This window comes from Vulcanisaeta distributa JCM 11216, assembly GCF_001315985.1.
Classification (GTDB): Archaea; Thermoproteota; Thermoprotei; order Thermoproteales; family Thermocladiaceae; genus Vulcanisaeta; species Vulcanisaeta distributa_E.
The window spans coordinates 11,623-33,498 of sequence record NZ_BBBI01000007.1; the positions used below are offsets into that span (position 1 = coordinate 11,623).

At 47.9% G+C, this 21,876-nt stretch carries 22 protein-coding genes and 5 pseudogenes; 5 read left to right on the forward strand and 22 right to left on the reverse strand.

From position 1 onward, the window contains the following. Positions 1-128 precede the first annotated feature (128 nt). Both carA and carB read left to right on the forward strand, forming a co-directional pair. Positions 129-1,173, forward strand: a pseudogene (gene carA / locus JCM11216_RS07065) (glutamine-hydrolyzing carbamoyl-phosphate synthase small subunit). Beyond that, positions 1,163-4,286: pseudogene (gene carB, locus JCM11216_RS07070) on the forward strand (carbamoyl-phosphate synthase (glutamine-hydrolyzing) large subunit). The pseudogenes carA and carB overlap by 11 nt, the downstream one beginning before the upstream one ends. Here carB and JCM11216_RS07075 read toward each other — a convergent pair. The 18 genes and pseudogenes from JCM11216_RS07075 to JCM11216_RS07145 all read right to left on the reverse strand — a co-directional run bounded on the left by JCM11216_RS07075 (position 4,283) and on the right by JCM11216_RS07145 (position 15,709). Continuing rightward, a complete protein-coding gene (locus tag JCM11216_RS07075) occupies positions 4,283-5,644 on the reverse strand; it encodes a lyase family protein (RefSeq protein WP_054853753.1) in 1,362 nt (453 codons plus the stop codon). The pseudogene carB and the gene JCM11216_RS07075 overlap by 4 nt on opposite strands. Positions 5,645-5,676: 32 nt before the next feature. Further along, complete coding sequence (locus JCM11216_RS07080) at positions 5,677-6,162, reverse strand: PaREP1 family protein (protein WP_054853754.1); 486 nt, start codon at positions 6,160-6,162, stop codon at positions 5,677-5,679. 89 nt (positions 6,163-6,251) lie between these two features. Further along, positions 6,252-7,364 (reverse strand): cobalamin-independent methionine synthase II family protein, encoded by a 1,113-nt coding sequence (locus tag JCM11216_RS07085; RefSeq protein ID WP_054853755.1) that lies wholly within the window; start codon positions 7,362-7,364, stop codon positions 6,252-6,254. 42 nt (positions 7,365-7,406) lie between these two features. After that, the gene (locus tag JCM11216_RS17580) at positions 7,407-7,835 is read right to left on the reverse strand and encodes an argininosuccinate synthase (RefSeq protein WP_243675715.1); all 429 of its coding nucleotides are present in this window, start codon (positions 7,833-7,835) and stop codon (positions 7,407-7,409) included. After that, positions 7,772-8,065, reverse strand: coding sequence for an argininosuccinate synthase (locus JCM11216_RS17585; RefSeq protein WP_243675643.1), 294 nt, complete (start codon positions 8,063-8,065; stop codon positions 7,772-7,774). The genes JCM11216_RS17580 and JCM11216_RS17585 overlap by 64 nt, the downstream gene beginning before the upstream one ends. Further along, a pseudogene (locus JCM11216_RS17590) lies at positions 7,960-8,626 on the reverse strand (argininosuccinate synthase). Before JCM11216_RS17590 ends, JCM11216_RS17585 begins: the two are co-directional and overlap by 106 nt. A gap of 54 nt (positions 8,627-8,680) precedes the next feature. Beyond that, on the reverse strand, positions 8,681-9,550 hold the full coding sequence (locus JCM11216_RS07100) for an insulinase family protein (RefSeq protein WP_054853757.1): 870 nt from the start codon (positions 9,548-9,550) through the stop codon (positions 8,681-8,683). Between the two features lie 38 nt (positions 9,551-9,588). Beyond that, on the reverse strand, positions 9,589-9,801 hold the full coding sequence (locus JCM11216_RS07105; RefSeq protein WP_054853758.1) for a hypothetical protein: 213 nt from the start codon (positions 9,799-9,801) through the stop codon (positions 9,589-9,591). After that, positions 9,798-10,382: a hypothetical protein gene (locus tag JCM11216_RS07110; RefSeq protein WP_054853759.1), complete on the reverse strand. Its 585-nt coding sequence runs from the start codon at positions 10,380-10,382 to the stop codon at positions 9,798-9,800. Before JCM11216_RS07110 ends, JCM11216_RS07105 begins: the two co-directional genes overlap by 4 nt. 47 nt (positions 10,383-10,429) lie before the next feature. Next, positions 10,430-10,903, reverse strand: a complete 474-nt coding sequence (locus JCM11216_RS07115; RefSeq protein ID WP_054853760.1) for an insulinase family protein — start codon at positions 10,901-10,903, stop codon at positions 10,430-10,432. Continuing rightward, on the reverse strand, positions 10,884-11,051 hold the full coding sequence (locus tag JCM11216_RS17595; RefSeq protein ID WP_243675644.1) for a hypothetical protein: 168 nt from the start codon (positions 11,049-11,051) through the stop codon (positions 10,884-10,886). Before JCM11216_RS17595 ends, JCM11216_RS07115 begins: the two co-directional genes overlap by 20 nt. A 282-nt stretch (positions 11,052-11,333) precedes the next feature. Continuing rightward, positions 11,334-11,645, reverse strand: a complete 312-nt coding sequence (gene rpsJ, locus JCM11216_RS07120; protein WP_054853761.1) for a 30S ribosomal protein S10 — start codon at positions 11,643-11,645, stop codon at positions 11,334-11,336. A gap of 6 nt (positions 11,646-11,651) precedes the next feature. Further along, positions 11,652-12,993: pseudogene (tuf, locus tag JCM11216_RS07125) on the reverse strand (translation elongation factor EF-1 subunit alpha). A 75-nt stretch (positions 12,994-13,068) separates the two neighbouring features. After that, positions 13,069-13,236, reverse strand: a complete 168-nt coding sequence (locus JCM11216_RS17600; protein WP_243675716.1) for an SRPBCC domain-containing protein — start codon at positions 13,234-13,236, stop codon at positions 13,069-13,071. Next, positions 13,158-13,520, reverse strand: a complete 363-nt coding sequence (locus JCM11216_RS07130; protein WP_243675645.1) for an SRPBCC domain-containing protein — start codon at positions 13,518-13,520, stop codon at positions 13,158-13,160. Before JCM11216_RS07130 ends, JCM11216_RS17600 begins: the two co-directional genes overlap by 79 nt. A gap of 46 nt (positions 13,521-13,566) precedes the next feature. Continuing rightward, positions 13,567-14,670 (reverse strand): MFS transporter, encoded by a 1,104-nt coding sequence (locus JCM11216_RS07135; RefSeq protein ID WP_054853762.1) that lies wholly within the window; start codon positions 14,668-14,670, stop codon positions 13,567-13,569. Positions 14,671-14,723: 53 nt separating this feature from the next. Further along, a complete protein-coding gene (locus tag JCM11216_RS07140) occupies positions 14,724-15,092 on the reverse strand; it encodes a hypothetical protein (RefSeq protein ID WP_054853763.1) in 369 nt (122 codons plus the stop codon). A gap of 86 nt (positions 15,093-15,178) precedes the next feature. Further along, positions 15,179-15,709 (reverse strand): MogA/MoaB family molybdenum cofactor biosynthesis protein, encoded by a 531-nt coding sequence (locus JCM11216_RS07145; RefSeq protein ID WP_054853764.1) that lies wholly within the window; start codon positions 15,707-15,709, stop codon positions 15,179-15,181. A 108-nt stretch (positions 15,710-15,817) separates the two neighbouring features. Between JCM11216_RS07145 and JCM11216_RS07150 the strand changes: the two genes are divergently transcribed. Further along, the gene (locus JCM11216_RS07150) at positions 15,818-16,630 is read left to right on the forward strand and encodes an XdhC family protein (RefSeq protein WP_054853765.1); all 813 of its coding nucleotides are present in this window, start codon (positions 15,818-15,820) and stop codon (positions 16,628-16,630) included. 12 nt (positions 16,631-16,642) lie between these two features. On the opposite strand, the gene JCM11216_RS07155 is transcribed toward JCM11216_RS07150, so the two are convergent. Further along, on the reverse strand, positions 16,643-17,170 hold the full coding sequence (locus JCM11216_RS07155) for a glyceraldehyde dehydrogenase subunit gamma (protein ID WP_243675717.1): 528 nt from the start codon (positions 17,168-17,170) through the stop codon (positions 16,643-16,645). Continuing rightward, on the reverse strand, positions 17,170-18,027 hold the full coding sequence (locus JCM11216_RS07160) for a glyceraldehyde dehydrogenase subunit beta (RefSeq protein ID WP_054853766.1): 858 nt from the start codon (positions 18,025-18,027) through the stop codon (positions 17,170-17,172). Before JCM11216_RS07160 ends, JCM11216_RS07155 begins: the two co-directional genes overlap by 1 nt. Positions 18,028-18,131: 104 nt before the next feature. On the opposite strand from JCM11216_RS07160, the gene JCM11216_RS17605 reads away from it, so the two are divergent. Together JCM11216_RS17605 and JCM11216_RS07165 are read left to right on the forward strand one after the other, a co-directional pair. Then, positions 18,132-18,278 carry a hypothetical protein gene (locus JCM11216_RS17605; RefSeq protein WP_243675646.1) on the forward strand — a complete coding sequence of 49 codons (147 nt, stop codon included), beginning with the start codon at positions 18,132-18,134 and terminating at the stop codon, positions 18,276-18,278. Beyond that, positions 18,250-20,341, forward strand: a pseudogene (locus tag JCM11216_RS07165) (xanthine dehydrogenase family protein molybdopterin-binding subunit). The gene JCM11216_RS17605 and the pseudogene JCM11216_RS07165 overlap by 29 nt, the downstream one beginning before the upstream one ends. 129 nt (positions 20,342-20,470) lie before the next feature. Here the strand turns inward: JCM11216_RS07165 and JCM11216_RS17610 are convergent. Continuing rightward, complete coding sequence (locus tag JCM11216_RS17610) at positions 20,471-21,193, reverse strand: class I tRNA ligase family protein (protein ID WP_243675647.1); 723 nt, start codon at positions 21,191-21,193, stop codon at positions 20,471-20,473. Then, positions 21,165-21,872 (reverse strand): class I tRNA ligase family protein, encoded by a 708-nt coding sequence (locus tag JCM11216_RS17615; protein ID WP_243675648.1) that lies wholly within the window; start codon positions 21,870-21,872, stop codon positions 21,165-21,167. Before JCM11216_RS17615 ends, JCM11216_RS17610 begins: the two co-directional genes overlap by 29 nt. Between the last annotated feature and the right edge of the window lie 4 nt (positions 21,873-21,876).

The following is a 21,876-nucleotide window of genomic DNA, read 5'->3' on the forward strand; positions in this document are numbered from 1 at the left end:
AGTATATATACATTATGTATCCAATACGGTACTGTAAATGTCTTAAGGGCAAAGCTTATAAAATATTTATAACAAGCCCGTGTGAATGATTCGGTTTGAGGAGGTACCTCGTACTTCAGGATGGGAGCGTGTACCGTGGCTATGCCTTTGGCGCTAATAACGATGCTGTTGGCGAGGTAGTGTTTACAACAGCTAATGTTGGTTATCCGGAATCCTTGACGGACCCATCATATAGAGGGCAAATACTCGTGTTCACAAGCCCATTAATAGGTAATTACGGCACATCGCCAGACCAGTGGGAGAGCGACTCAATTCAGGTGAGTGGCGCTGTTATTTTTGACTTAACAATGCCCAGTCACTACACGTCGATCATGAGCCTTAACGAGTGGTTTAAGAAGGAGGGTATACCAGGCATTTATAGGATTGATACCAGGGCGTTAACGGTTAAGCTAAGGGAGGTTGGCGTAATGATGGGTGCGATAGCCGATGATGTAAATAAGGCCGTAAAGCTTCTTAGGGATGCGCCTAGGTATGATGATGTTGATTTCACGAGATTAGTCTCGCCAAGTACGCCGATTAAGTATGGCGATGATGATAAGCCCTGCATTGGTATTATTGACTGCGGCGTTAAGATGAGTATTGTAAGGAACCTACTAAACAGGGGGGGCTTTAGGGTCGTTAGGTACCCATGCCACATGTGGAAGAACGCCTTAAATGACTGTGATGGAATCCTCCTTAGTAATGGCCCTGGCAACCCAAACCTACTGACCTATTTAAGCGATGTTGTTACCGATGTGATTAGGGATAGAAAACCAACCCTAGGGATATGCCTAGGACACCAGGTAATTGCCCTAGGCGTTGGGGGGGCTAGGATCTACAAGATGAGGTATGGGCATAGGGCAATCAATAAACCAGTACTGGACCTAATTAGGAATAGGGTCTACATAACGACCCACAACCATGGATATGCCATTGACCCACAGAGCATAAAGGGCACAGGTTTCAGGGTATGGGCTATACAGCCTGATGATAATACGGTGGAGGGGGGGCTGATTCATGATAGATTGCCAATACTAACAACGCAGTTCCACCCCGAGTCCAAGCCCGGCCCCCTTAGACGCTAATTGGGTCTTTGATGAGTTCGCGAGGATGGTGATCAACCATGGACGTTAGGAAGGTCCTAGTGATTGGTAGCGGCCCCATTAAGATTGCGGAGGCTGCGGAATTCGATTACTCGGGGATACAGGCGCTTAAGGCGTATAAGGAGGAGGGCTTAACTACGGTCCTCGTTAATCCAAATGTTGCCACAGTACAAACAACGCGTGTATTTGCAGATAGGGTTTACCTGATGCCCATAAAGCCTGAGTTCCTGGAAATGGTTATTGAGAAGGAAAGACCTGATGCAATTGCCTGCGGCTTCGGTGGCCAGACAGCGTTGTCGGCGTGCATAAGTCTCAACGATTTAGGAATTCTTAGGAAGTATGGCATTAGGGTTCTGGGAACGCCAATAGATGGCGTTAGGTCAGCCCTGAGTAGGCAATTGTTTAAAGACCTAATGAGTAAGTATGGGATACCGGTACTACCATCAAAGACCACGTACTCACTTGAGGAGGCCTTATCAGCGGCCAGGGAATTGGGCTACCCAGTGCTTGCCAGGGTATCCTTTAACCTAGGTGGTGCAGGTGCCTTCGTTGCACATGGCGATGATGAGTTAGTTAATAAGTATCATAAGGCATTGGCCATGAGCGAGATTAAGGAGGTTCTCGTTGAGAAGTACATAGGCGGTTGGAAGGAGATCGAGTTCGAGGTCATGAGGGATCAGTATGGGGGGGAGTCAGTGGCCGTGGTTTGCATGGAGAACATAGACCCCATGGGCGTGCACACGGGCGACTCAGTGGTTGTTGCGCCCTGCCTAACATTAACAAATGATGAGTACCAGAGGGCTAGGTTAATCTCCATTGGCGTTGCAAACGCGATAAACCTAGTCGGTGAGTGCAACGTGCAGGTTGCTATTAATCCCAGGGGGGGCCCGGAGATGTACGTAATAGAGACAAACCCAAGGATGAGTAGATCAAGCGCCCTGGCGAGTAAGGCCTCGGGGGGGTACCCACTGGCGTATATAGCGGCTAAGCTGACGCTTGGTTATAGGCTAAGTGAGTTGATTAATAAGGTGACCGGCAAGACCGTGGCCGCCTTTGAACCAAGCCTTGACTACATAGTAGTTAAGATACCGAGGTGGGAGAGCGATAGGTTTGGCATTGATGAGCCCCCCCTGGGCCCTGAAATGATGAGTATTGGCGAGGTCATGGGCATTGGGAGGACGCTTGAGGAGGCTTGGCAGAAGGCAGTGAGGATGCTTGACATTGGTGAGCCAGGCCTCGTGGGTGGTAGGATATACCATGAGGCAAGTATTGAAGAGGCTGTGAAAATGGTTAAGGAGAGGAAGCCCTACTGGTTCCTGTACGCGGCTGTGCTTCTTAGGGAGGGCTTCTCCGTTGATGATATTAATGAGTGGACCGGCGTTGACAAGTTCTTCCTATACGCGATTAAGAGGGTTGTGGATTTCTACGAGGGATTAAGGAGGGGCGAACCATTACCGCTTGAGGAAGCCTACATACTCGGTTTTAGCGAGGAACAGCTAAGGAATGCTCTTGGCAATGAACCGGAGAAAAAATTACCCGTGATTAAACAAATCGATACCTTAGCCGGGGAGTGGCCTGCGGCCACGAACTACCTATACTTAACGCATGGTGGTGAGGTTGATGATGATGCAGGGCCTGGCGTTGATGTCGTAGTCACGGGCGCCGGTGTCTTTAGGATTGGCGTTAGTGTTGAGTTTGATTGGTCCGTGGTTAATACAGTACTCATGCTTAAGAGACTTGGTTACAGGGTTGGGGTGTTGAATTACAACCCAGAGACCGTATCCACGGACTGGGACTTCGCGGATAAACTCTTCTTCGACCAATTAACCCCCAGAAACCCTAAGGAACATACTAATTAAGGAGAGGCCCAAGTTCGTGGTGCTATGGGCTGGGGGGGCCAGATTGGACAGAGACTCTATGGCAAGGCTAGGTCCTGGCTAATTGAGAATGTCAGGATACTGGGCACGAGACCGGAGTCCGTGGATCTGGCAGAGGATAGGTCCAAGTTCTCGAAATTACTCGATGAGTTAGGCCTTGACCAACCACCCTGGGCCTACGCATCAACTATTGAGGAGTTGATAGGGCTTGTGGAGAGGTGGCTTGATTACCCAGTAATTGTTAGGCCAGTTATGTGCTTGGTGGTACGTACATGGGCATTGCCAGGAATAGGCAGGAACTACTCAATTACGTTAATAAGGCAGCTAGGATAAGCCCCCCCGAGCACCCCCCCGTGGTTGTGTCCAAATTCATCGGTGATGGTATTGAGGCTGAGGTTGATGGTGTTGGTGATGGTAATTCCGTGATCGTTGTGCCCGTGGAACACATAGAACCACCTGGCGTGCACTCCGGCGATAGTACCATGGTAATACCACCGAGAGGTGTTGATTATAGGTTAGATGACAATTGGAGAATTAGAATGGCCGAGGCTCATTGAGAATCGCTAAGGCATTAGGCATTGTTGGGCCATTCAACATACAGTTCATTGCCGGGGGGGATAAGCTATACGTGATTGAGGCTAACGTGAGGGCCAGTAGGTCAATGCCCTTCACCAGCAAGGCCACTGGTGTTAACCTAATGAATTTGTCCGTAAAGGCTGCATTAAGTGGCCTGGGCATGGATAGGGAATTCATCGTGCTTAGGCCAAGGCGCTGGTGGGTTAAGGCAAGTCAATTCGCCTGGAGTAGGGTTAGGGGGGGTTCATACCCGAGGCTTGGGCCTGTGATGTATAGTACGGGTGAGGTGGCATCGAGTGGTAAGGCCTTTGAGGAGGCATTACTTAAGGCCTGGTTATCGACCACGCCATCGAGAATCCCAAGTAAAAACGCCCTGGTTTATACATACGATGAGCAATACGTTAAGGCAATCGACGAAATAAGAAATCGCCTGAGCAGGTGGCTCACGGTTTTAGACGATACTGGGGGGGAGGTTAGGGCCATGCTTAAACAAGGCTCCGTGGATATACTCATGACTGGGGGGGGCGATACTATGAATAAGGACTATGCCACACGTAGACTGGCTGCGGATACCGCAACACCAATAATACTACACCCAAGCCTCGGGCTTGAGCTAACGAGAGCCTTTGAGTGGTTGAGAGGTGGTGGTAAATACGTGATCGAGGAATTGCTTGAGACCGAAATTAGCTAGTAACCAAGTAGTTTATTCTCAATTTCATTAAGCCTACCCATTATTGAATTAACCCTAGCCATTAACTCCCTAACCTCACCAAGCCTGGCCTTAGCATTCTCAATAACCGAACGTGGATTTGATGAACCATGTACAGGCTTCATTAGTGACTCAATAACATCAAGGCCAACCTTAATGCCGCTCCTCAACTCCCTAGCGACCTCACTATACACGTCCCTAAACGGCCTACCCTCCCTCATCGATACGGTCTCTGCATACTCAGCAGCCGTAACCACGTACTTACCCAGTGACTCCTTAACACCCTCCTCATTAACCTTAATGCTGTTGATGAAATCCATGAATATCGAGAGGCCCTCAAGGGCTATTTTAATAATAAGCCATAGGTGCCTAGTCAATTCCTGCAGGTCAAGCTGATAGCCAGATTCTACGGGCCTAAGTATCGAGTACATGGCCATCAAATGCCCCCCCACGGCCTCCCCCCCAATCCTAGCCCTAAAAACCTCCAGGGTGGCTGGGTTCCTCTTATGCGGCATGATACTACTCGTGGCGAGGTGACTCGGGTCAGCACTCACGTAACTTAGCTGGGGGGGCATCAACCACATCTCAAGGTTATTAATGAACCTGCCAACCTCCACCAGGTAATTAACTACCACCGAGGCCGCGGATATTACGAAGTACCTGGAGCCCGTCGCATATATTGTATTATCAACAACACCATCAAAACCCAGTTCTGCAGCCTCCCTAAATCTGTCAATACTAACCATGGTACCAGCAAGCGGGCCTGAGCCCAGTGGCGACCTATTGATTAATTCGTAGACATGCATTAACTCGCTGAGGAAGTCCCTGGATAGGTCGTCTAGGTAAAGCATGTAGTGACCAAGCGTCGTTACCTGGGCTGGCTGCCTATGGGTTGAGCCTATTATCACCTTATCATACTCCTCAACGGCCTTGCTCAGAACGACCTCCCTGAGCTTAAGCGTGGTGAGTATTAAGTCGAGTAAAGCCCTCCTAAGCCTAAGCCTAATTGCCGTTGTCACGTGGTCATTCCTAGACCTACCAATGCCGACCCAACCACCTATGCTGCCCAATCTCCTGATTAATTCTGCCTCGATGTACTCATGCACATCCTCATAACCAACAAGCCTGCCTGGTTCATAACCACCACGCCAAATATCCCTGAGGGCATCCCTAATCCTCCCAGCCACATCATTATTAATAACGCCAACCCTCTCAAGCTCGTTAACATGAACAATGAGAGTAATTATCACGTACTTAAAAATCTCGGAATCATCAATGATCGATGACGTATAACTAATCTTATCAATACTTCCAGCCCCAAGTAACTCCCTGCGATACACAGGGTTAAGTCAGAAATCACGTTTTAAGTATTTCATTGACCAATGCTACGTAGAATGTCCTCCATCCCCCCCCTAATTAATGTCTCAATATCTCTCCTAGCAGAATCATCATCTCCGTAAGGGCTAAGGACCCTTTCAGGGTCAGGTCCATTGTATTGGTACTGATAGATCCATAAGGCCTTATCCGTGAGTAGGTCAACCCTGCCGCCGATGATCATTGCCACATCCTTCAGGTAACTCGTCGGCATAACCGCTATTACCCAATCAACCCTATCAACACGCTCTCTCCTACCCCCCCTCAACCTAACCTTACCACTAAAGACCTTGCTCAACTCATCCCTCCTGTCAACAGCCAATGCGGCCACTAGGGCCTTCCACGCCTGAAACGCCTTGCCAGCAGCGTTTCTGATCAATCCCTCGCTAAGGAATCTCTTAGCAAGTTCTAACTTAATCTTAGCCTCATCAATCCTAATCCTTTTGTACTCCTTAGGGTCGTACCACGGCTTCACTAATTGCATATGAAATTCCCTCCTAGGTAGTGGAAATCTAGGCAGGTATTTAATTTATCTTAAACGGAATATAGTAAGTTTATCCTGAGTATATTAAGTCATTGGGAACCCTTTACCGCGAGCACCATGTTCCTCAACTTTCGTCTTGCAGATTCAAGGGTTTGCACAGGGTTTGTGGCACTTGAGGCAAAACCACATCCTGGAGCTACGATTAACTTACCCGGGTCACCACTGACCACCTCCAGCGCTGCTTCGTACCTCCTCCTAATGACCTCCACTGGCTCCACATTCCTTGACTTAACACTGACGATTCCCAACGCCAACTTCTTATCCCTTGGTACCGCGTACTGTTTGAAGTACTTTAGTTCCTCGAAATCCCTAATACCATCAAATACCTCGAAGGGTCCGAGAACACCCACCTTTAGATCGTAGAGCTCGGGCAACGCATCATCATAATGACCAAGTGTATTGAACTGGGAGTTATTGAAATTTCCCCAGCAGGAGTGGATCTCGAGATGCTCAGCAGGTAATTTAGAGAGGACCTCGTTATTCAATTCCACAGCCCTCCTAACACGCTCCTTAGCCTTACTCTTATCGGGGGGGTTATACTCGCCATACACGTCGAACTGGAGTATGTCTGGCGCATCGAATTGGACAACATCAGCACCCGCATTAAGTGCTGCCCTAACCTCGTTAATTATTATTTTCTCGACATCATCGAGGTAATCATCAACCGTAGGATAATACTGCTTAGCCCGCTGACGGTACTTATCAATTAACTCCTTAGGCCTTGCAGGCATCCAATCAGGGTCTGGGTAGACCCTGGCCATGAAGCTTGGTGCAAGTATCGTCACCTTAATCCTCCTCCTAACTCCCAATTTATCCAAGGCCCTCTTAATGCCCTCGACCTCCCTAGCTAGTATTGGCTTACTTGGGTCGTACTCTATGCTTCTCAATATGACCGGTATGAACCTCCTATCACCTGCTGAGTTTTCCCAGTATAATTCCGTGACCTCAAATCCAGGTAATTCCGTTAAGTCGCTAATGAATGATTGACGCCTGTACTCCCCCCCATCATTGATTTCGTCAAGCCCAATCTCGACTTGCATCCTAACTACATCCTCAATGGCCTTATCCAGGTTTTGAGGAGATAGGTTAGGTGGTCTTGGTAAACTACCCACGTGGGTTGTCCTAACCTTTTCCAAATCCATATAGTTGATTTAACTAAGGAGGTATTTTTAACAATAGTCTCTTTACGCTCTATGCCTAACTCTATAGGCCGTTAATGAATGCAGCACGTGCATCTTTATGAAGCCCCCCCTGGCCTCTTCCTCACTTGGGTACCAACCACTCACGTAATCTACGAGGTCCTTACTATAGCTTGCGTATGGACTCTCCCTACCAAGTATTGTTAATCCACCGAAGACCTTAACCTTAACGACACCGCTAACCCACTTATTCATGGCTTTAATGAGGCCTTCAAGCTCCTCACGCAGTGGCTCATGCCATAGACCACCATAGACCAGGTCCGTCCAGGCCTGGTCAACAATCTTCTTAAACCTGTACTCAAGCGGTGTATAGACAAGCTTCTCCAGGTCCCTATGGACCTCGATTAGGGTTAATGCAGCCGGGGGGGCCTCATAGACCTCCCTTGATTTAAATCCAACAACCCTATTCTCGATATGATCAACCTACCGAAGCCATGGGCACCAACAACCTTATTAAGCAATGATATTATGCCAACCATGCCCATCCTCTCACCGTTAACCGCCACGGGTAGGCCCTCCCTGAACTCAACCTCAAGGATCAGCGGCTCGCTGACCTTCTCAGGTGATACCGTCCACTTAAAGGCATCCTCAGGAACCTCGACACCCGGGTCGTCAGTCTCACGACCTCTATACTCCTCGACCATAGATTATCATCAATACTAAACCTACCGTGTATGTTAGGTATTGGTATGCCATGTTTCCTCGCGTACTCAATCTCCTCAGCCCTATTCATTCCCCCCCAAATCTTCGCTGGCTCAATTATCATGAGATCGGGTGCCAGGGCCATCAATGCCTCGTTAAACCTGACCTGGTCATTACCCTTGGAGGTTGATCCATGGGCAACCGCGTCACAGCCCTCCCTCTTAGCTACCTCAACGACCTTCTCGCAATTAACGGCCTGGCCAATGCCGTACCCAATGGGTACCTGTCCTCATAGAGTGCGTTGGCCATTATTGCCATTGCAACGGGACCCTCGGCAAAATCCCTCTTGGCATCTATCGTGTAATGCTTAGTGGCGCCAGCCTATATGCCCTTTCCTCAATGTCTCTGAAATCATCGTCTTGCCCGACATCAACTGTGACCGTTATAACCTCCGCATTAAACCTCTCCCTAAGCCAATGAATGGCTACTGTGGTATCGAGACCCCCCCGAGTAGGCAAGTGCGATTTTACTGGGTTTCCTAGTCGCCGGTTTAGGGAATTCACGTCCTTCCTAAACCCTATGTATTAATAAGCCTTATCCCAATAACCTATATAACTTTAACCAACCACTGCAATGACAGGTTTCGAAAGACTCCTTAATTCCCTTGAAATATCCTCAGGCCTTAACCTACTTATATAATTAATGAACCTCTCGTAATAATCAGTTGGCAAGCCGTAGGTTGGTATCACTGAATGGAGCATCGCCATGCCCTCCGGTGATTCGCCAGTAACCTTAAGCCTACCAACCCTATTCCTAATAGCCATCCTTAGCTCCTCCTCTGAAACGACAGAGTCTCCCATAGTGCTGAGCATGACGTTAAGGGCATCCTTAAGGACTTCCCTACGCACACCGGCCATTACGATAAGGACTCCTGAGCTGCCCAACGGCCAGTACATGGAGTAGGCATAGTAGGCCAATCCCCCCCTCTTTACCCTAACCTCCCTGTAAAGCCTCGATACTAAACCCATGCCTCCGAGTATCGTATTCATCACCATAACCCTGAAGGAGCCCTCAAGGTCCATAACGTCATAACTTGGGTATGCAATGGCCACCGTGGTCTGCACCTTACCCTCAAGCCTAATATCGACATCACCACTCCCAAATCTGTCAATGGGTACCTTAACGTAGTTTGTAAATGGCAGGTTAATCTCTAAATAATCCTCTGGAGCCACGACAGTTAGTGATAATACCCTCAATGCGTCAATGGCATCTTTAATGTGGCCCTTCGTCATATCAATAAATTTATAATCATAAGCAATTGGGTGCCTTGAGTATGGGTGATCATTAAATAATACTTTCAATGCCTCCGCCACAGACCTAATGGCCGTATCCTCTCTGTTAATGCCTATGCTCGTTCTCGCCTCTCTAATGGCATCATCAATCCTATCAATGACTGGACTCAGTAGCATATCCTCAATGAGCTTCACAGCTTTATCAACAATGGGGGGGTATCTAGCCTTAACCCTTAGGTTAGTGCGTCAAACCCTTTCTCAAAGGAGAATGATACTCCAATCCTCTCAAGTTCCTTAGCGTAACTGCTCATCCTCCACAGTGGTATTAACACATTCGCAATCCCAGGACGAGATTCCTGCAGCGAGCCTAGGTTTAATTTAATGTCGAGTACAGCCACGTCCTTAACGGGAGACCTAATGAATAGTTTATTCGCCGTACCCATCACCTATAAATTATTGATATTGACCTATCTAATAATTTATCCACGAAATCCACGTACTCGGTGGCGCCCACTTTCATGGCGTCCTCAATTATCGAAATTAACCTACCTGGGTCATTCATAAGTAACTGCGACAAACCATAAATCTGGCCTAACTTACTCGGTGAGTCCATGGAGAAGGCCAACCTGGCCCTTATCCTCTCCCTAGCGAAGCTTAGCTCATCCTCGCTAGGTCTCTCCATAATTAATTCCCCAATCCTTGCGATTACCCTGTCGGGGGGGTCCTTAACATTATAAATGATTATTGAGTATAGGTTATTCATGTACGTCACCTCATAATAACTATAAACAGCGTCTCCAAGGCCCTCCTCAACAAGCCTATAGAGCCTTGATGACCTTGGGACCGCCATGGGTTCCCTACTCGTTAGGCCATATGCAAAGGCCCTATCGCCCGAAACTACGAAATCCATGAGAATAAGCCTTCTCAAGCCATCAATGTCATGCATCCCAGGGACCTTGAAGGTTATTAGTAACCTGGGTGTTTCACCACTTGATGCCTTTAACTCAACCCTGACCTTACCCTGCAATCCATCATCCCAGGGCTTAACGACCCCCCCTGATTCACCGCTAGACCCTATATTGCCGAAGTGCTATTGGCTAGTTCCGTGGCTTTATCCTCACTTAACCCGCCGACCACGACCAATACGGCATTACTGGGGTTGTAATAACGCCTATAATACCTAAACAACTCATCCCTGGACACCCTGTTTAGGTCACTTCTCAAGCCAATGACTGCGTACCTATACGGGTGCGTGTCCCAGGCAATCATCGAGGCCCTATACATGAGCCTGAAGTCTGGGTCATTCTCATTCATATCAAATTCACTAAGCACAATCTTCCTCTCAAGCTCGAATTCGCTTGGGTCAAAAACCGCATTTACCATTCTCTTACTCTCAATTTCAAAACCCAACTCGGCGTATTCCGTGGGCAGCACCTCTACGTAGGCTGTGTAGTCGTAGTTCGTAAAGCCATTAAAATAACCACCAACCCCCCCCTCGATGAGCTCGTCCACGCTACCCTTTATTCCCTCAATCCTCCTGAAGAGCATGTGCTCGACTAAGTGTGAGCCCCCCCGAATATACCTGGTACTCATTCTTGGCGCCCACGTTGTAAAACATGTAAATTGCAACAACATCAACGGGCATGTAGTGAGTAATTACTGTTAGTCCATTACCCAACCTGGAGATACGCACCATACAAAAGGGTAATAAGGCAGTGGCCATAAAAGGATTGCGAGTGATGAGTTCGCGAAATGATGAATAACCAGTTCTATACTGAAGCAATAATTCCCCTTAATTAAGACCCAGGGATAAGGCTTTTTACCTTTAATTCATGGTTAATTTAAGTGACGAGTTTAGAGCCCACTGATTAATGCCTGTAAAGGGTGATGAGTGGCTGAGTGCTGATTAATAATTTATTGAGAAATGGTATAATAATTTAAGGAAATTTTAGAAAAGTGAAATGGATAAGAGGAGAAACTAGTCCACAAGTTCTATCTCGATTTTTATGTTCTCAGGCACCCTCATCCTCATTAACTGCCTAATGGCCCTCTCATCAGCGTCCATGTCTATTAATCGCTTATAGATCCTCATCTCCCAATGGTCATACGTGTGGTATCCCTGCCCACTCGGTGCCCTCCTAACAGTGACCAACAACCTCTTCCTGGGTAGTGGTATTGGCCCTGAGACCTTAACGCCGAGTTTCTTGGCTATGCCCACTATTTCACTGGCTAGGTTATCAACCTGCTTACTGTCTGTTCCCCAAATGCGTATTCGCGCCTTTCTCGGCATTAATCATCACGCCTTAATTTCAACCTTCTTCGGCTTAATCTCGATTATCTGGCCCGCGGCTATTGTCCTACCCATGTCCCTGAGGGCAAACCTACCAAGCCCTGGGAAGTCACTGTACTTCTCAACAACCACATCCTTGAGCGGCTTAAGCCTAACAACGGCCACATCACCCTGCTTAATGAACTGGGGCTTCTGCTCCACGGTCTGTCCAGTCCTTGGGTCCAGCCTAGCGATTATCTCGATTATCTGTGCCGGCACGGTTGCTGTGTGCACATGTAGCACTGGTGTGTATCCAGGGCCTATTGCCGTTGGATGCCATAGCACTGCCAGCCTCGCCACAATTTCCTCAGCAACTGTTGGTGGGTTGGCTAGGTGACCCATCACGTCACCCCTCTTTACGTCCTCCTTCTCAATACCCCCCCTAACGTTAATACCAACGTTGTCTCCTGGTTGTGCCTGCTCTAGCTTCATGTGGTGGGTCTCAATGCTCCTGACATCGCCGACCTTTGCGGGTGGCATAACGACGACCCTATCACCAACCTTCAACACGCCGGTTTCGATTCTGCCGACAACCACCGTACCGGCTCCAGTTATTGTGTAAACGTCCTGTATTGGTAATCTGAATGGCTTGTCAACGGGTCTCGGTGGCGGCTGTATTGCGTCCAGGGCCTCTATTAGGTTGGTCCGTTGTACCATGGCATGTTCTGGCTCTTCTCCTTGATATTATCGCCCTTCAGGGCGCTGACGGGTATGAAGGGCACCTTTGATGGGTCATAGCGAGAAGCTTCATGAACTTGCTAACCTCGGCCTTGATTTGCTCATACCTCTTCTGGTCATAATTAACAACGTCCATCTTATTAACAACCACTATTATCTGCCTAATACCCAACGTGGCGGCTAGGAATAGGTGTTCCCTGGTCTGCCCCCCCTGTGGGCCAATGCCTGTCTCGAACTCACCAGGTCTTGCAGATACAACGAGCATGGCAGCATCCGCCTGGCTTGCACCGACTATCATGTTCTTTATGAAGTCCCTGTGGCCTGGCAGGTCTATGATTGTTATGAAGTACTTGGGAGTCTCGAAGCCTACGTGCATTGCCTCAATCGTGACACCCCCCCTCTCCCTCTCCTCCTTCAGCCTGTCCGTTACCCAGGCATAGACGAAGTCCTCCTTACCCATCTTCTTGGCTTGTTCCTCAAGCTCCTTGAAGCCCTTCTCATCGACGTAGCCAGTAACCACCAGTAGATGACCTACCAATGTTGATTTGCCGTGGTCCACATGCCCTATAACAGCTAGGTTAAGGTGTGGCTTTTGTAAAGCCGACTCCTTAGGCTTCAGTATTAGGCTCATACTTATCAAGACCGAGTTATGAATGAGTTAATAAATTTTTAGGTTTTTAATAACGAAGAACCTAGGGAAACAGGCTCAGGATAACCTCTGCCTAAGCTTCTCCACGCTGTCCTGGACTATTTTCTGAGCCACCGGGTCCAGCACCCTGGCGCCCATAGAACCTATTAAGCCGCCGACGTTTCCATCGAAGTACCAATTAACCCTAGTCCTACCTGGGCTCGGTTCCTCAAGTTTGAAGCCAATCTCGAAGTCCATGGTGCTCTGCATGCCCGTGCCCCCCTACCAACAACCCTGGCGCTCTCTGGCGGCTTCTTCTCGGCGAATTTGGCGGTTATGTTTATCGTACCCTTAATAGCCCCAACACCCATGCTAGCCTTAACCCTGAAGTTATCGGGGGGGTCAACCACGTCAACAGACTCAACGCCTGGTATTATAGAGGCTATGTTCCTCGGGTCAACGAGGAAGTTATAAACCACATCCCTAGGCTTATTAACCTCAAAGGAACCATCATAGTGAACCCTCGCCATACAGCAGGTCAATGCTGAACTCATTTATAAGTAATTCTAACGGTACTTAAATCAATAGGGTGATTATTGAGATCACGCAGGACATGATTAGTGATGCGGGTATGGCTATGAACCCAGTGTTGAGGCCGTACACCGATATTAATATTGACAATAGGTAATTAATTAGGCCACCTAATGAACTAGCTATGTGGTATGAAACGCCTGAACTAACATGCCTAATATCGCTCCTAAATAGTGATACCAGATATAGTGATTGGGGGGGCGTATAGGCTAATGCATCGGCTATACCAAATAAGATAAATAGTAATAATGGCTGCACCCTAAACATTAATGCATTTATTAATGCGAAAATTACGTACCCAAGCACCAACACCTTAACAGGCCCTGCCCGAGTCATTACGGCCGACGTTATTAACGTGAATATTAATAGGGAGATTGTGGCTGCGATTATTAGGTTTGAAATCCCATACTCATTAAAATATATTAGGAGTACGGAGGTATATACGTAGAAGCTGGAGCTTTCACCGAACTTAACGCCAATCGCCCTCACGACCTTCCAGGCATCCTCAATACGGAGGGTGGGCCTCCAATTAATGGGTTTGGCGCCCTCGGCAAGCGCCAGGATTATTATGGCTGATGAAAGGCTTAGTAGTGACCCCATCAACAATGCCAAACGCCAATTAATAACGGCAAAGGCCGTCAATAGCATACCCAATGGCACGCCGAGCTGTATTAAACTCGTTAGGAACCTGCCAACACTACCTCTCACGGATTCGTAGGTCAGTATCGATGCCGAGGCCCACTCGCCGCCGATGGAGAGTCCCTGGGCGATCCTTAGGACTATTAATTCATACGCAGTGTACCATGTTCTTTCAATGATCGAGATTAATAGTGTCGAGACACCCATGATAATGAGAGTCAGCACCAGTGATGCCTTGCTTGAGAATTTATCACCGATTATGCCGAATACGTATGCACCAATGGGTCTCGCAATGAATGCTACAAATATTGTCGTGAAGGATAATAATACGCCCAAATGTAGTGCTGACTTCGTTAGTATTATTGATGCAACAACATTGTAGGCTAGGAAGTTATACCATATAGACACCGTGCTCACCACGCTGAATAATGCCACTACTAAATTCCTCATGCGTTTAATCTTAATATTAAATCTGGGCTCTTGAATATTGCGGATTAACCCACCTACGGATTAATTATTATCAATAGCGTGGTTAGTAGTAGGATTATGTCCGTGGTTAAGCAATACATGCAATAAGCCCTGTGGCTCACCTGTAGGTATATTCCGTAAACACCAATTAGTAGGTCAATCATTGATAGGAACAATGCAATCATTAGCATGTTCATCATTATTAGGAGACCTATTAGGAATAGAACAATGGCAGCCCCCCCAACGGCTAGTAATAGCCTAATCCTCCTTGGCACTATGAAGTTAAACCTATCACAATGAAAAACGCCGGGTAGGCACACATTCACGTACCTAATATTCTCATACGTGTAGTACGTCATTAGTCCTGAACCAATCAGTGGTATTACGGCGAGTAATGGTGTCATTGAAACGCCTAAAGAAACACGTATTAAAATCAGGATTGATTTGTGCAATATGCTATCTAATACATTATTAAATTAGTGAATGCCCACTAGGACCTAATTATATAAAGTATGTGAGGTAATTCCTGAAGTATTATCTCAAGCCCTGTCTTAACACCATCCGGCGAGCCGGGTAGGGCCACTATTAACTTACCCCCTGCGATGCCGGCCGTGGCCCTCGTCATTATCACGCCAGTACCAATCTTCTGATAACTAACCTGCCTAAACAACTCACCAAAGCCCTCAAGCTCCTTCTCAAAGAGTGGCCTAAGGGCCTCTATCGTCACGTCACTCCTGGCGAGGCCTGTACCACCTGTGAGTACTATCACATCCACGTCATCACGAAGGAGTAGGGAGTCGACGAGCGAGCGTATCATGACCAGGTCATCCTTAATCAACTCCCTACCAACAACCCTATGCCCAGCCTGCCTGAGCATGGACTCCGCCAGGTCCCCCCCTGATTCATCGGTGTATTGTTGACCACTCACCTTTGCGTTATAGCGTGATGTGGACACTGTTATCACGAAGAAATTAGCAGTCTTAGGACCAGCCTCCCTATGTATTGTTCTTGGCACACTCATTGAAGAAAGCACCTCATGATTTAGTATTTAAGGACTTCATCTGGCTTACGCATAATTATTCATTAACCGCGTAAAAACACTTATTTAGTCCAGCTAATCAACAAGTCGATGTCTTCCTGCGAATTCTTCAGGGCCTTAACTAAGGCTGGTTCAGAGAGTGATAGAATGGTTATTGTTAAAATGTTTGTTGGCGATAATGCGCTATCCGACATAATAGTTAATGGAAAGTCACTACTCGGCATTACGACCAATAAGGAGGTACTGGAACTGGCCGGCAAGGCATTGACTGAGGGGGGGAGGACCGTTGAGACCGTGGTAAACGGCATTAAGGTGATTTTAGAACCGGTGGAACCAAGGCCTACGGTCATCGTTGTTGGCTCGGGGGGGCTTATAGCCAAGGCCCTTGTTGATGTTGGTAATGCCATTGGCTATTACGTGGCCGTTGTAGGGAACGGTGACGTAGATAAGGACCGCTTTAGCAATGCGCACTTCATAAGTAATGACCTCAGGGACCTCGAGAGACTCGTTGATGAGAACTCCATCATAATAATAGCAAATGAGGGTGGCAAGCCGTATGATACCGAGGCCCTCTACATAGCCCTTAAGCACAATGCAAAGTTCATAGGCCTACTCGCCAGCCAGAGGAGGGCTGCCGTGATGATTGCGGATATGGTTAGGAGGGGGTTAAGCCTTGACTACGTATTAAGTAAGTTGCACTCACCCGTTGGGCTTGACATTGGGGCTAAGACTGCAGGCGAAATAGCCCTTAGCATACTCGCCGAGGTTATGATGTTCATGAGAAACGCAAGTGGTAAACCAATGCGTGAGGTTAAGGATCCGAGGAAGTTCGTAAAGGATGCCCTTGAGGGTAGGATACAGGAGCAATCATGTTCCTGGAGACCCACTGAATTTAAGTTGTGAATTTGTCTCGACTTACTGCATCGTTTTCAACTCTCTCAACCTCTGAACGGCTAATTTAACGGCCTCGATAATGTTCTGGTAGCCAGTACACCTGCATAGGTTTCCCGACAGACCCCCCCTCCTAATCTCCTCCTCTGTTGGGTTGGGGGGGTTCTCACTCAATAGCCAGTAGGTCTCCATTATAAAACCAGGCGTGCAGTAACCACATTGAAGGGCGTGCTTCTCCCAAAAGGCCTCCTGTATCGGGTGTAGCTTGCCGTCCTTGGCCAAGCCCTCAAGCGTAAGTATCTCAGCGCCATCCGCCTGAACCGCAAGTACTTGGCAGGACTTGACACTAACTCCATTCATTATGACCGTGCACGCACCACAATGCCCAGTATCACAGCCAACATGTACACTAGTGAGCCCAAGATCCTCCCTTAGGAAGTGAACGAGTAGTTTCCTTGGTTCCACCTCCCTCTCGTACCAGACACCGTTGACCTTGACCCTAATCCTAACCCTCTCCTCAGGCCCAACCTTGAGTGTTGCCGCCATGCCCATCACCTCGACAATGCATTCTTAATAGCCCTCCTAGTCATTACCTTAACCATGGCCCTCTTATACTCGGCTGAGCCCCTAATGTCGCTTATCGGGCTTGACTCCTTCATCGCCCTTTCAGCCGCGTCCTCAATAACGTCATCCGTTAATTTACGCCCAATCAGGGCCTTCTCGGCCTCGCGGGCTCTAAAAGGCCTGGGCCCCGCGGCCGTGATTCCAATACCCGCGTCCTCCACTGAACCATCAGGGCTGAGCTTAAGCATTACTGCGACACCGACAACCGCGAAGTCACCGGCCTTACGCTCAAGCTTAACATATGAGGACTTAACGGTACCGCTTAACCTAGGTATCACGATCTCGCCAAGAACCTCGCCCCTACCTAACACCGTAGTGAATGGACCGGTTATGAAGTCCTCAACAGGCACCTCCCTAGTTCCTGAGGGACCAAGCACCTTTACAGAAGCCCTAAGCGCTATTAAAGTTGCGGGCCAGTCAGCCGCTGGGTCTGCATGAGCCAGAGAACCCGCCATTGTGCCTAGGTTCCTGATTTGAGGATCACCAATCTGTACCGCAGTCTCAGGAAGTGCTGGGTATATTTTCCAGAGGTCACGATTAACCTCCACCTGGTGGTGCCTAACCAATGCGCCGATGCGTATCTTATCATTCTCAATGCTTATATACGATAAGTTAGGTACCCTGTTGATATCAACCAAGTAGGAGGGCCTAACCAACCTAAGCTTTAGCATGGGCATTAGGCTCTGTCCTCCTGCAAGTATTTTGGCATTCTCATCAGCCTCAAGGACCTTCACGGCCTCCTCCAATGAGTTAACCCTTATGTAACCAAATTTCGGAGGATACACGTTAATGCGGTTACGATCATACTAATTAAGCATTACTTCAATATTCAGTTAAAGTACTTAAGGCGTAATTACTTATAAAACATTATTTACTTACACGTTAATTAATGCCTTACATAGGTGCTCGTATTAAGAGGATCGAGGATCCTAAATTCATCACCGGCAGTGCCAGGTATGTCGATGACATAGTGTATCCAGGTACGCTTTACATGGCGATACTAAGAAGTGCAGTCCCCCCATGCGAGGCTTCTTAGGGTTGATTACGAAGATGCATTAAAAATTCCAGGGGGGGTTATTGGCGTCATAACGGGATTAAACATTAATGTTGAGAATAGGCCTAGGAATTTTCCCATGGCTAAGGATGAGATTCTATACGTGGGTCAACCAATAGCTGCCGTGGTTGCGGAGGATAGGTATAAGGCCTATGACGCCCTTGATTATATACAGGTTGATTATGAGCCATTACCTGCTGTGGTTAACCCAGAGGAGGCCGTTAAGGATGATGTAAAGGCTGTGGAGGGCATAAGTAATATCGGCTATAGGTGGACATATAGGGCTGGAAACCCGGAGGAGGAATTGGGAAAGAGCGATGTCGTTATTGAGGCAAAACTCGAAATCGGTAGAGTTTACCCAGCCGCGATGGAGCCCAGGGGGGGATTGCTATCGGTGTACCAGGAGGGAAGGTTGACGGTTTACGCCTCGACACAGGCACCGCATTATATGCGTAAGTTCCTCCTTGATGCATTCAAGAGTTATGTCAGTGATATAAGGGTTGTTCAAGCCGACACCGGTGGTGCCTTTGGCTCGAAGATGTTCCCATACCCTGAGGACTACATAGTCACTTACGCAAGCATTATCTACAGAAGGCCCGTTAAGTGGGTAGCCACTAGACGTGAGGATTTATTGAGTACATACCATAGCAGGGCCCAGATACATAGGATTAAGGCTGGATTTACGAGGAATGGTGAATGGAGGGCATTGATTGATGAATTGATAATAGACCTGGGTGTGGCAACCCATGGCTATTACCTGGCCGACATAACGTCCACGTTGATAACAGGCCCCCTATAAACTCAGGAATGTGCTTGTGGAGGTGTACGGCGTCAAAACAAACAAAACACCGCTTGACCAGTATAGGGGGGGGCTGGTAGGCCTGAAGCTGCCTTTGTTTATGAGAGGATAATGGACATGGCTGCTGATGAGTTAGGAATGGACCCCCCCATAGAGATAAGGAGGAGGAACCTAGTGACGGAGCTACCCTACACTAACCCATTTAATCATAAGTATGATAGCGGTAACTACCTACACCTACTCAGTATTGCCGAGGGTTATTACAGGGATTTTGAGAAGAAGGCCGAGGAATTAAGAAACAGGCAGAAGGGCCGGTGTTGGCCTGTCATTTTACATAGAGCAGAATAACTTTGGCCCGTGGGAATCTGCATCAGTTAGGGTTAAGTCTGATGGTAAGGTCCTCGTGATAATCGGCGCGGCACCCCATGGGCAGGGTGATGCAACCGCCATAGCGCAGATAGTGGCTGATGAACTCGGCATCGACATAAGCCAGGTGGAGGTTTCATGGGGGGGCGACACCGAACTTATTGGTGAAGGCTTTGGCACGTTTGGCAGTAGGACACTGACACTGGCCGGTAATGCCGCATTGCTTGCTGCGAGGAAGCTTAAGGATAAGCTTAGGAGGGTTGGCGCCGCGCTGATGGGTGTTAATTACGAGGATGTGGTTTATGAAAATGGTGTTGTTAGGGATACTAAAAGCGGTAAGTCATTAAGCATTGAGGATATAGCGAACGCATTAACCACAAGTGTTGGTGGTACATGGACATACCCAGTCGAGCCATCGCTTGAGGAGACGGCCTATTTTGGCTTAAGTGGCTATACATATCCGTATGGCTCTCATGTAGCCTTAGTTGAGGTTACCGAGGAGGGGTTGGTTAAGGTCCTCGATTACGTGGCTATCGACGATATTGGCATGGTGGTCAACCCAATGCTCGCTGAGGGTCAGGTAATTGGTGGAGTTATCCAGGGCTTTGGTGAGGTCGTCCTAGAGGAGGTTAGGTATGATAATGACGGCAATCCACTTACACAAACCTTCAGTGAGTACTGGATACCAACGATAATGGAGTCCTTTAACGTTAAGTGGTATTACCTCGAAGAGGGCAAATCCAATGCGCCACTGCCAACTAAGGGCATTGCCGAGGGACCTCTGATTGGTGTATTGCCGGCATTAACGAGGGCTGTGGAGAATGCCGTTGGTAGAAGAATCACGAAGATACCCATAGACCCATCATTATTGGTTAGATAGTGTGCTACGGGCTCTACTTTTTATTTAGGGTGATTTAATCCTTAGTACGGGGGCGGATGATGGCGAGCCACCTAGGCGGCTACTCGCCTGACACCCCCCCTTACTATTTATTATTTTATAAAGTAAAATTCACCGACTTTCCTTCATGGCTTCTACGTATATTGCAGGTCTTCCAGGCAGTGAATTCCTAGCCCTATTGCTGGGGTCGTACGCCGGATTGGTCGCATCCTGGATAAAAACCTCAGTGCCTATTCTCGACCTGATGTAACTGCTTAATTCCTTGAATACCCTTATTTCCATCTCCCTACTAACTATTTTCCTCGGTATTGTACCATCAACGACCTTAGACACCAAGTTAGCCACCCTATCAGCCATGCGCCTATACTCCGGCTTACCCACTATTGCCCTTATTGTCTCACCCATCGTCTTACCCTCATTGATAAGTCTAGTGGCCTCATTAACGATTTGGTAATACTCATTTGGTGGACCCACGTATAGATATACCGACTTAGGCGTTATCTTCGTAACCCTGAGTATCTCCTGCACGTCCTCCACAGCCCTCTCAATAAGGTCTAGGGCAATGTCCAACTCATCATTTATTAACTCCTCACTATACTCAGGCCAGGGTTCCAGGGATATGAACGTATCATTACCCATCCTATGCCAAAGCTCCTCAGCAATGTGAGGCATGACCGGCTGTAACAACTTAACCCAACGCTCCAGTACGTACCACAGGGCCCACCTAACCTCATCCCTACTCGCATTAATGACACCCGTAATCTCTAAGTACTTCTCAACCGATGAGAGTAGGTCGAAGAATGCCTTAAGCGTGTACCCCCCTAATGTTCTCATTATCCATATCAACCGTCGAATCACGTATTACCTTATTCACCTTAGAAACTAACCACTGCGTAATTAATGATGAACTCCTAACATCAATATTAACTGTTGGTTTGCCCTCCTTGATTACTTCATTTGCAAGGTTCCAGAACCTAACTAACCTACCTGCGACACTGGCTACGTCATCCTCCCTCCAATCAAGTGTTGAGTCCAGGTCGGTAGCTGAGGCCAGGTAAAGCCTGGCAAGGTCTGCGCTGTACTTCCTTGGAATGTAGGGTAGTGGAAGTACGTTACCCAACGACCTACTCATCTTCATGCCCTCCCTAATCACGTACTCATTGAGCGTTATCGACCTCGGCCAATACTTCTCTGGAAATATGGCGACGTGGTGGAACACGAAGAAGCTCAGGTGACTACTTATTAGATCAGGACCGCTATGCCTCTCATCCACTGGGTACCAGTAGTCAAACTCATTTCTTAAATCCTCAACAAGCTCCTTACTGACACCAAATAACTCAGCGACACGGCTTGGATCACCCTCGCCTAAGAACACGTAGTTGAAGAATGCCATTATTGCATTGAGGGCATCCTTATCGTTACCCCTACTATTTATGACCCTCTTGGCGAAATCGCCTAGTTTCTTATCAAGGCCGCTTGACCTTACTTTATGGGCGATTGTGTAATATGCCATATAT

What these genes read in the sequence shown, in the direction of transcription:
- JCM11216_RS07080 (WP_054853754.1), bottom strand. Translation starts at nt 6,162, where the DNA reads ATGCAATTAGTGAAGCCGTGGTACGACCCTAAGGAGTACAAAAGGATT.
- JCM11216_RS07085 (WP_054853755.1), bottom strand. Translation starts at nt 7,364, where the DNA reads ATGGATTTGGAAAAGGTTAGGACAACCCACGTGGGTAGTTTACCAAGA.
- JCM11216_RS17585 (WP_243675643.1), bottom strand. Translation starts at nt 8,065, where the DNA reads ATGGTCGAGGAGTATAGAGGTCGTGAGACTGACGACCCGGGTGTCGAG.
- JCM11216_RS07115 (WP_054853760.1), bottom strand. Translation starts at nt 10,903, where the DNA reads ATGCTCTTCAGGAGGATTGAGGGAATAAAGGGTAGCGTGGACGAGCTC.
- JCM11216_RS17595 (WP_243675644.1), bottom strand. Translation starts at nt 11,051, where the DNA reads ATGGTGCGTATCTCCAGGTTGGGTAATGGACTAACAGTAATTACTCAC.
- rpsJ (WP_054853761.1), bottom strand. Translation starts at nt 11,645, where the DNA reads ATGCCGAGAAAGGCGCGAATACGCATTTGGGGAACAGACAGTAAGCAG.
- JCM11216_RS07130 (WP_243675645.1), bottom strand. Translation starts at nt 13,520, where the DNA reads ATGGCGAGGGTTCACTATGATGGTTCCTTTGAGGTTAATAAGCCTAGG.
- JCM11216_RS07135 (WP_054853762.1), bottom strand. Translation starts at nt 14,670, where the DNA reads ATGAGGAATTTAGTAGTGGCATTATTCAGCGTGGTGAGCACGGTGTCT.
- JCM11216_RS07140 (WP_054853763.1), bottom strand. Translation starts at nt 15,092, where the DNA reads ATGACACCATTACTCGCCGTAATACCACTGATTGGTTCAGGACTAATG.
- JCM11216_RS07145 (WP_054853764.1), bottom strand. Translation starts at nt 15,709, where the DNA reads ATGAGTGTGCCAAGAACAATACATAGGGAGGCTGGTCCTAAGACTGCT.
- JCM11216_RS07150 (WP_054853765.1), top strand. Translation starts at nt 15,818, where the DNA reads ATGTCTTCCTGCGAATTCTTCAGGGCCTTAACTAAGGCTGGTTCAGAG.
- JCM11216_RS07155 (WP_243675717.1), bottom strand. Translation starts at nt 17,170, where the DNA reads ATGGGCATGGCGGCAACACTCAAGGTTGGGCCTGAGGAGAGGGTTAGG.
- JCM11216_RS17605 (WP_243675646.1), top strand. Translation starts at nt 18,132, where the DNA reads ATGCCTTACATAGGTGCTCGTATTAAGAGGATCGAGGATCCTAAATTC.
- JCM11216_RS17610 (WP_243675647.1), bottom strand. Translation starts at nt 21,193, where the DNA reads ATGAGAACATTAGGGGGGTACACGCTTAAGGCATTCTTCGACCTACTC.
- JCM11216_RS17615 (WP_243675648.1), bottom strand. Translation starts at nt 21,872, where the DNA reads ATGGCATATTACACAATCGCCCATAAAGTAAGGTCAAGCGGCCTTGAT.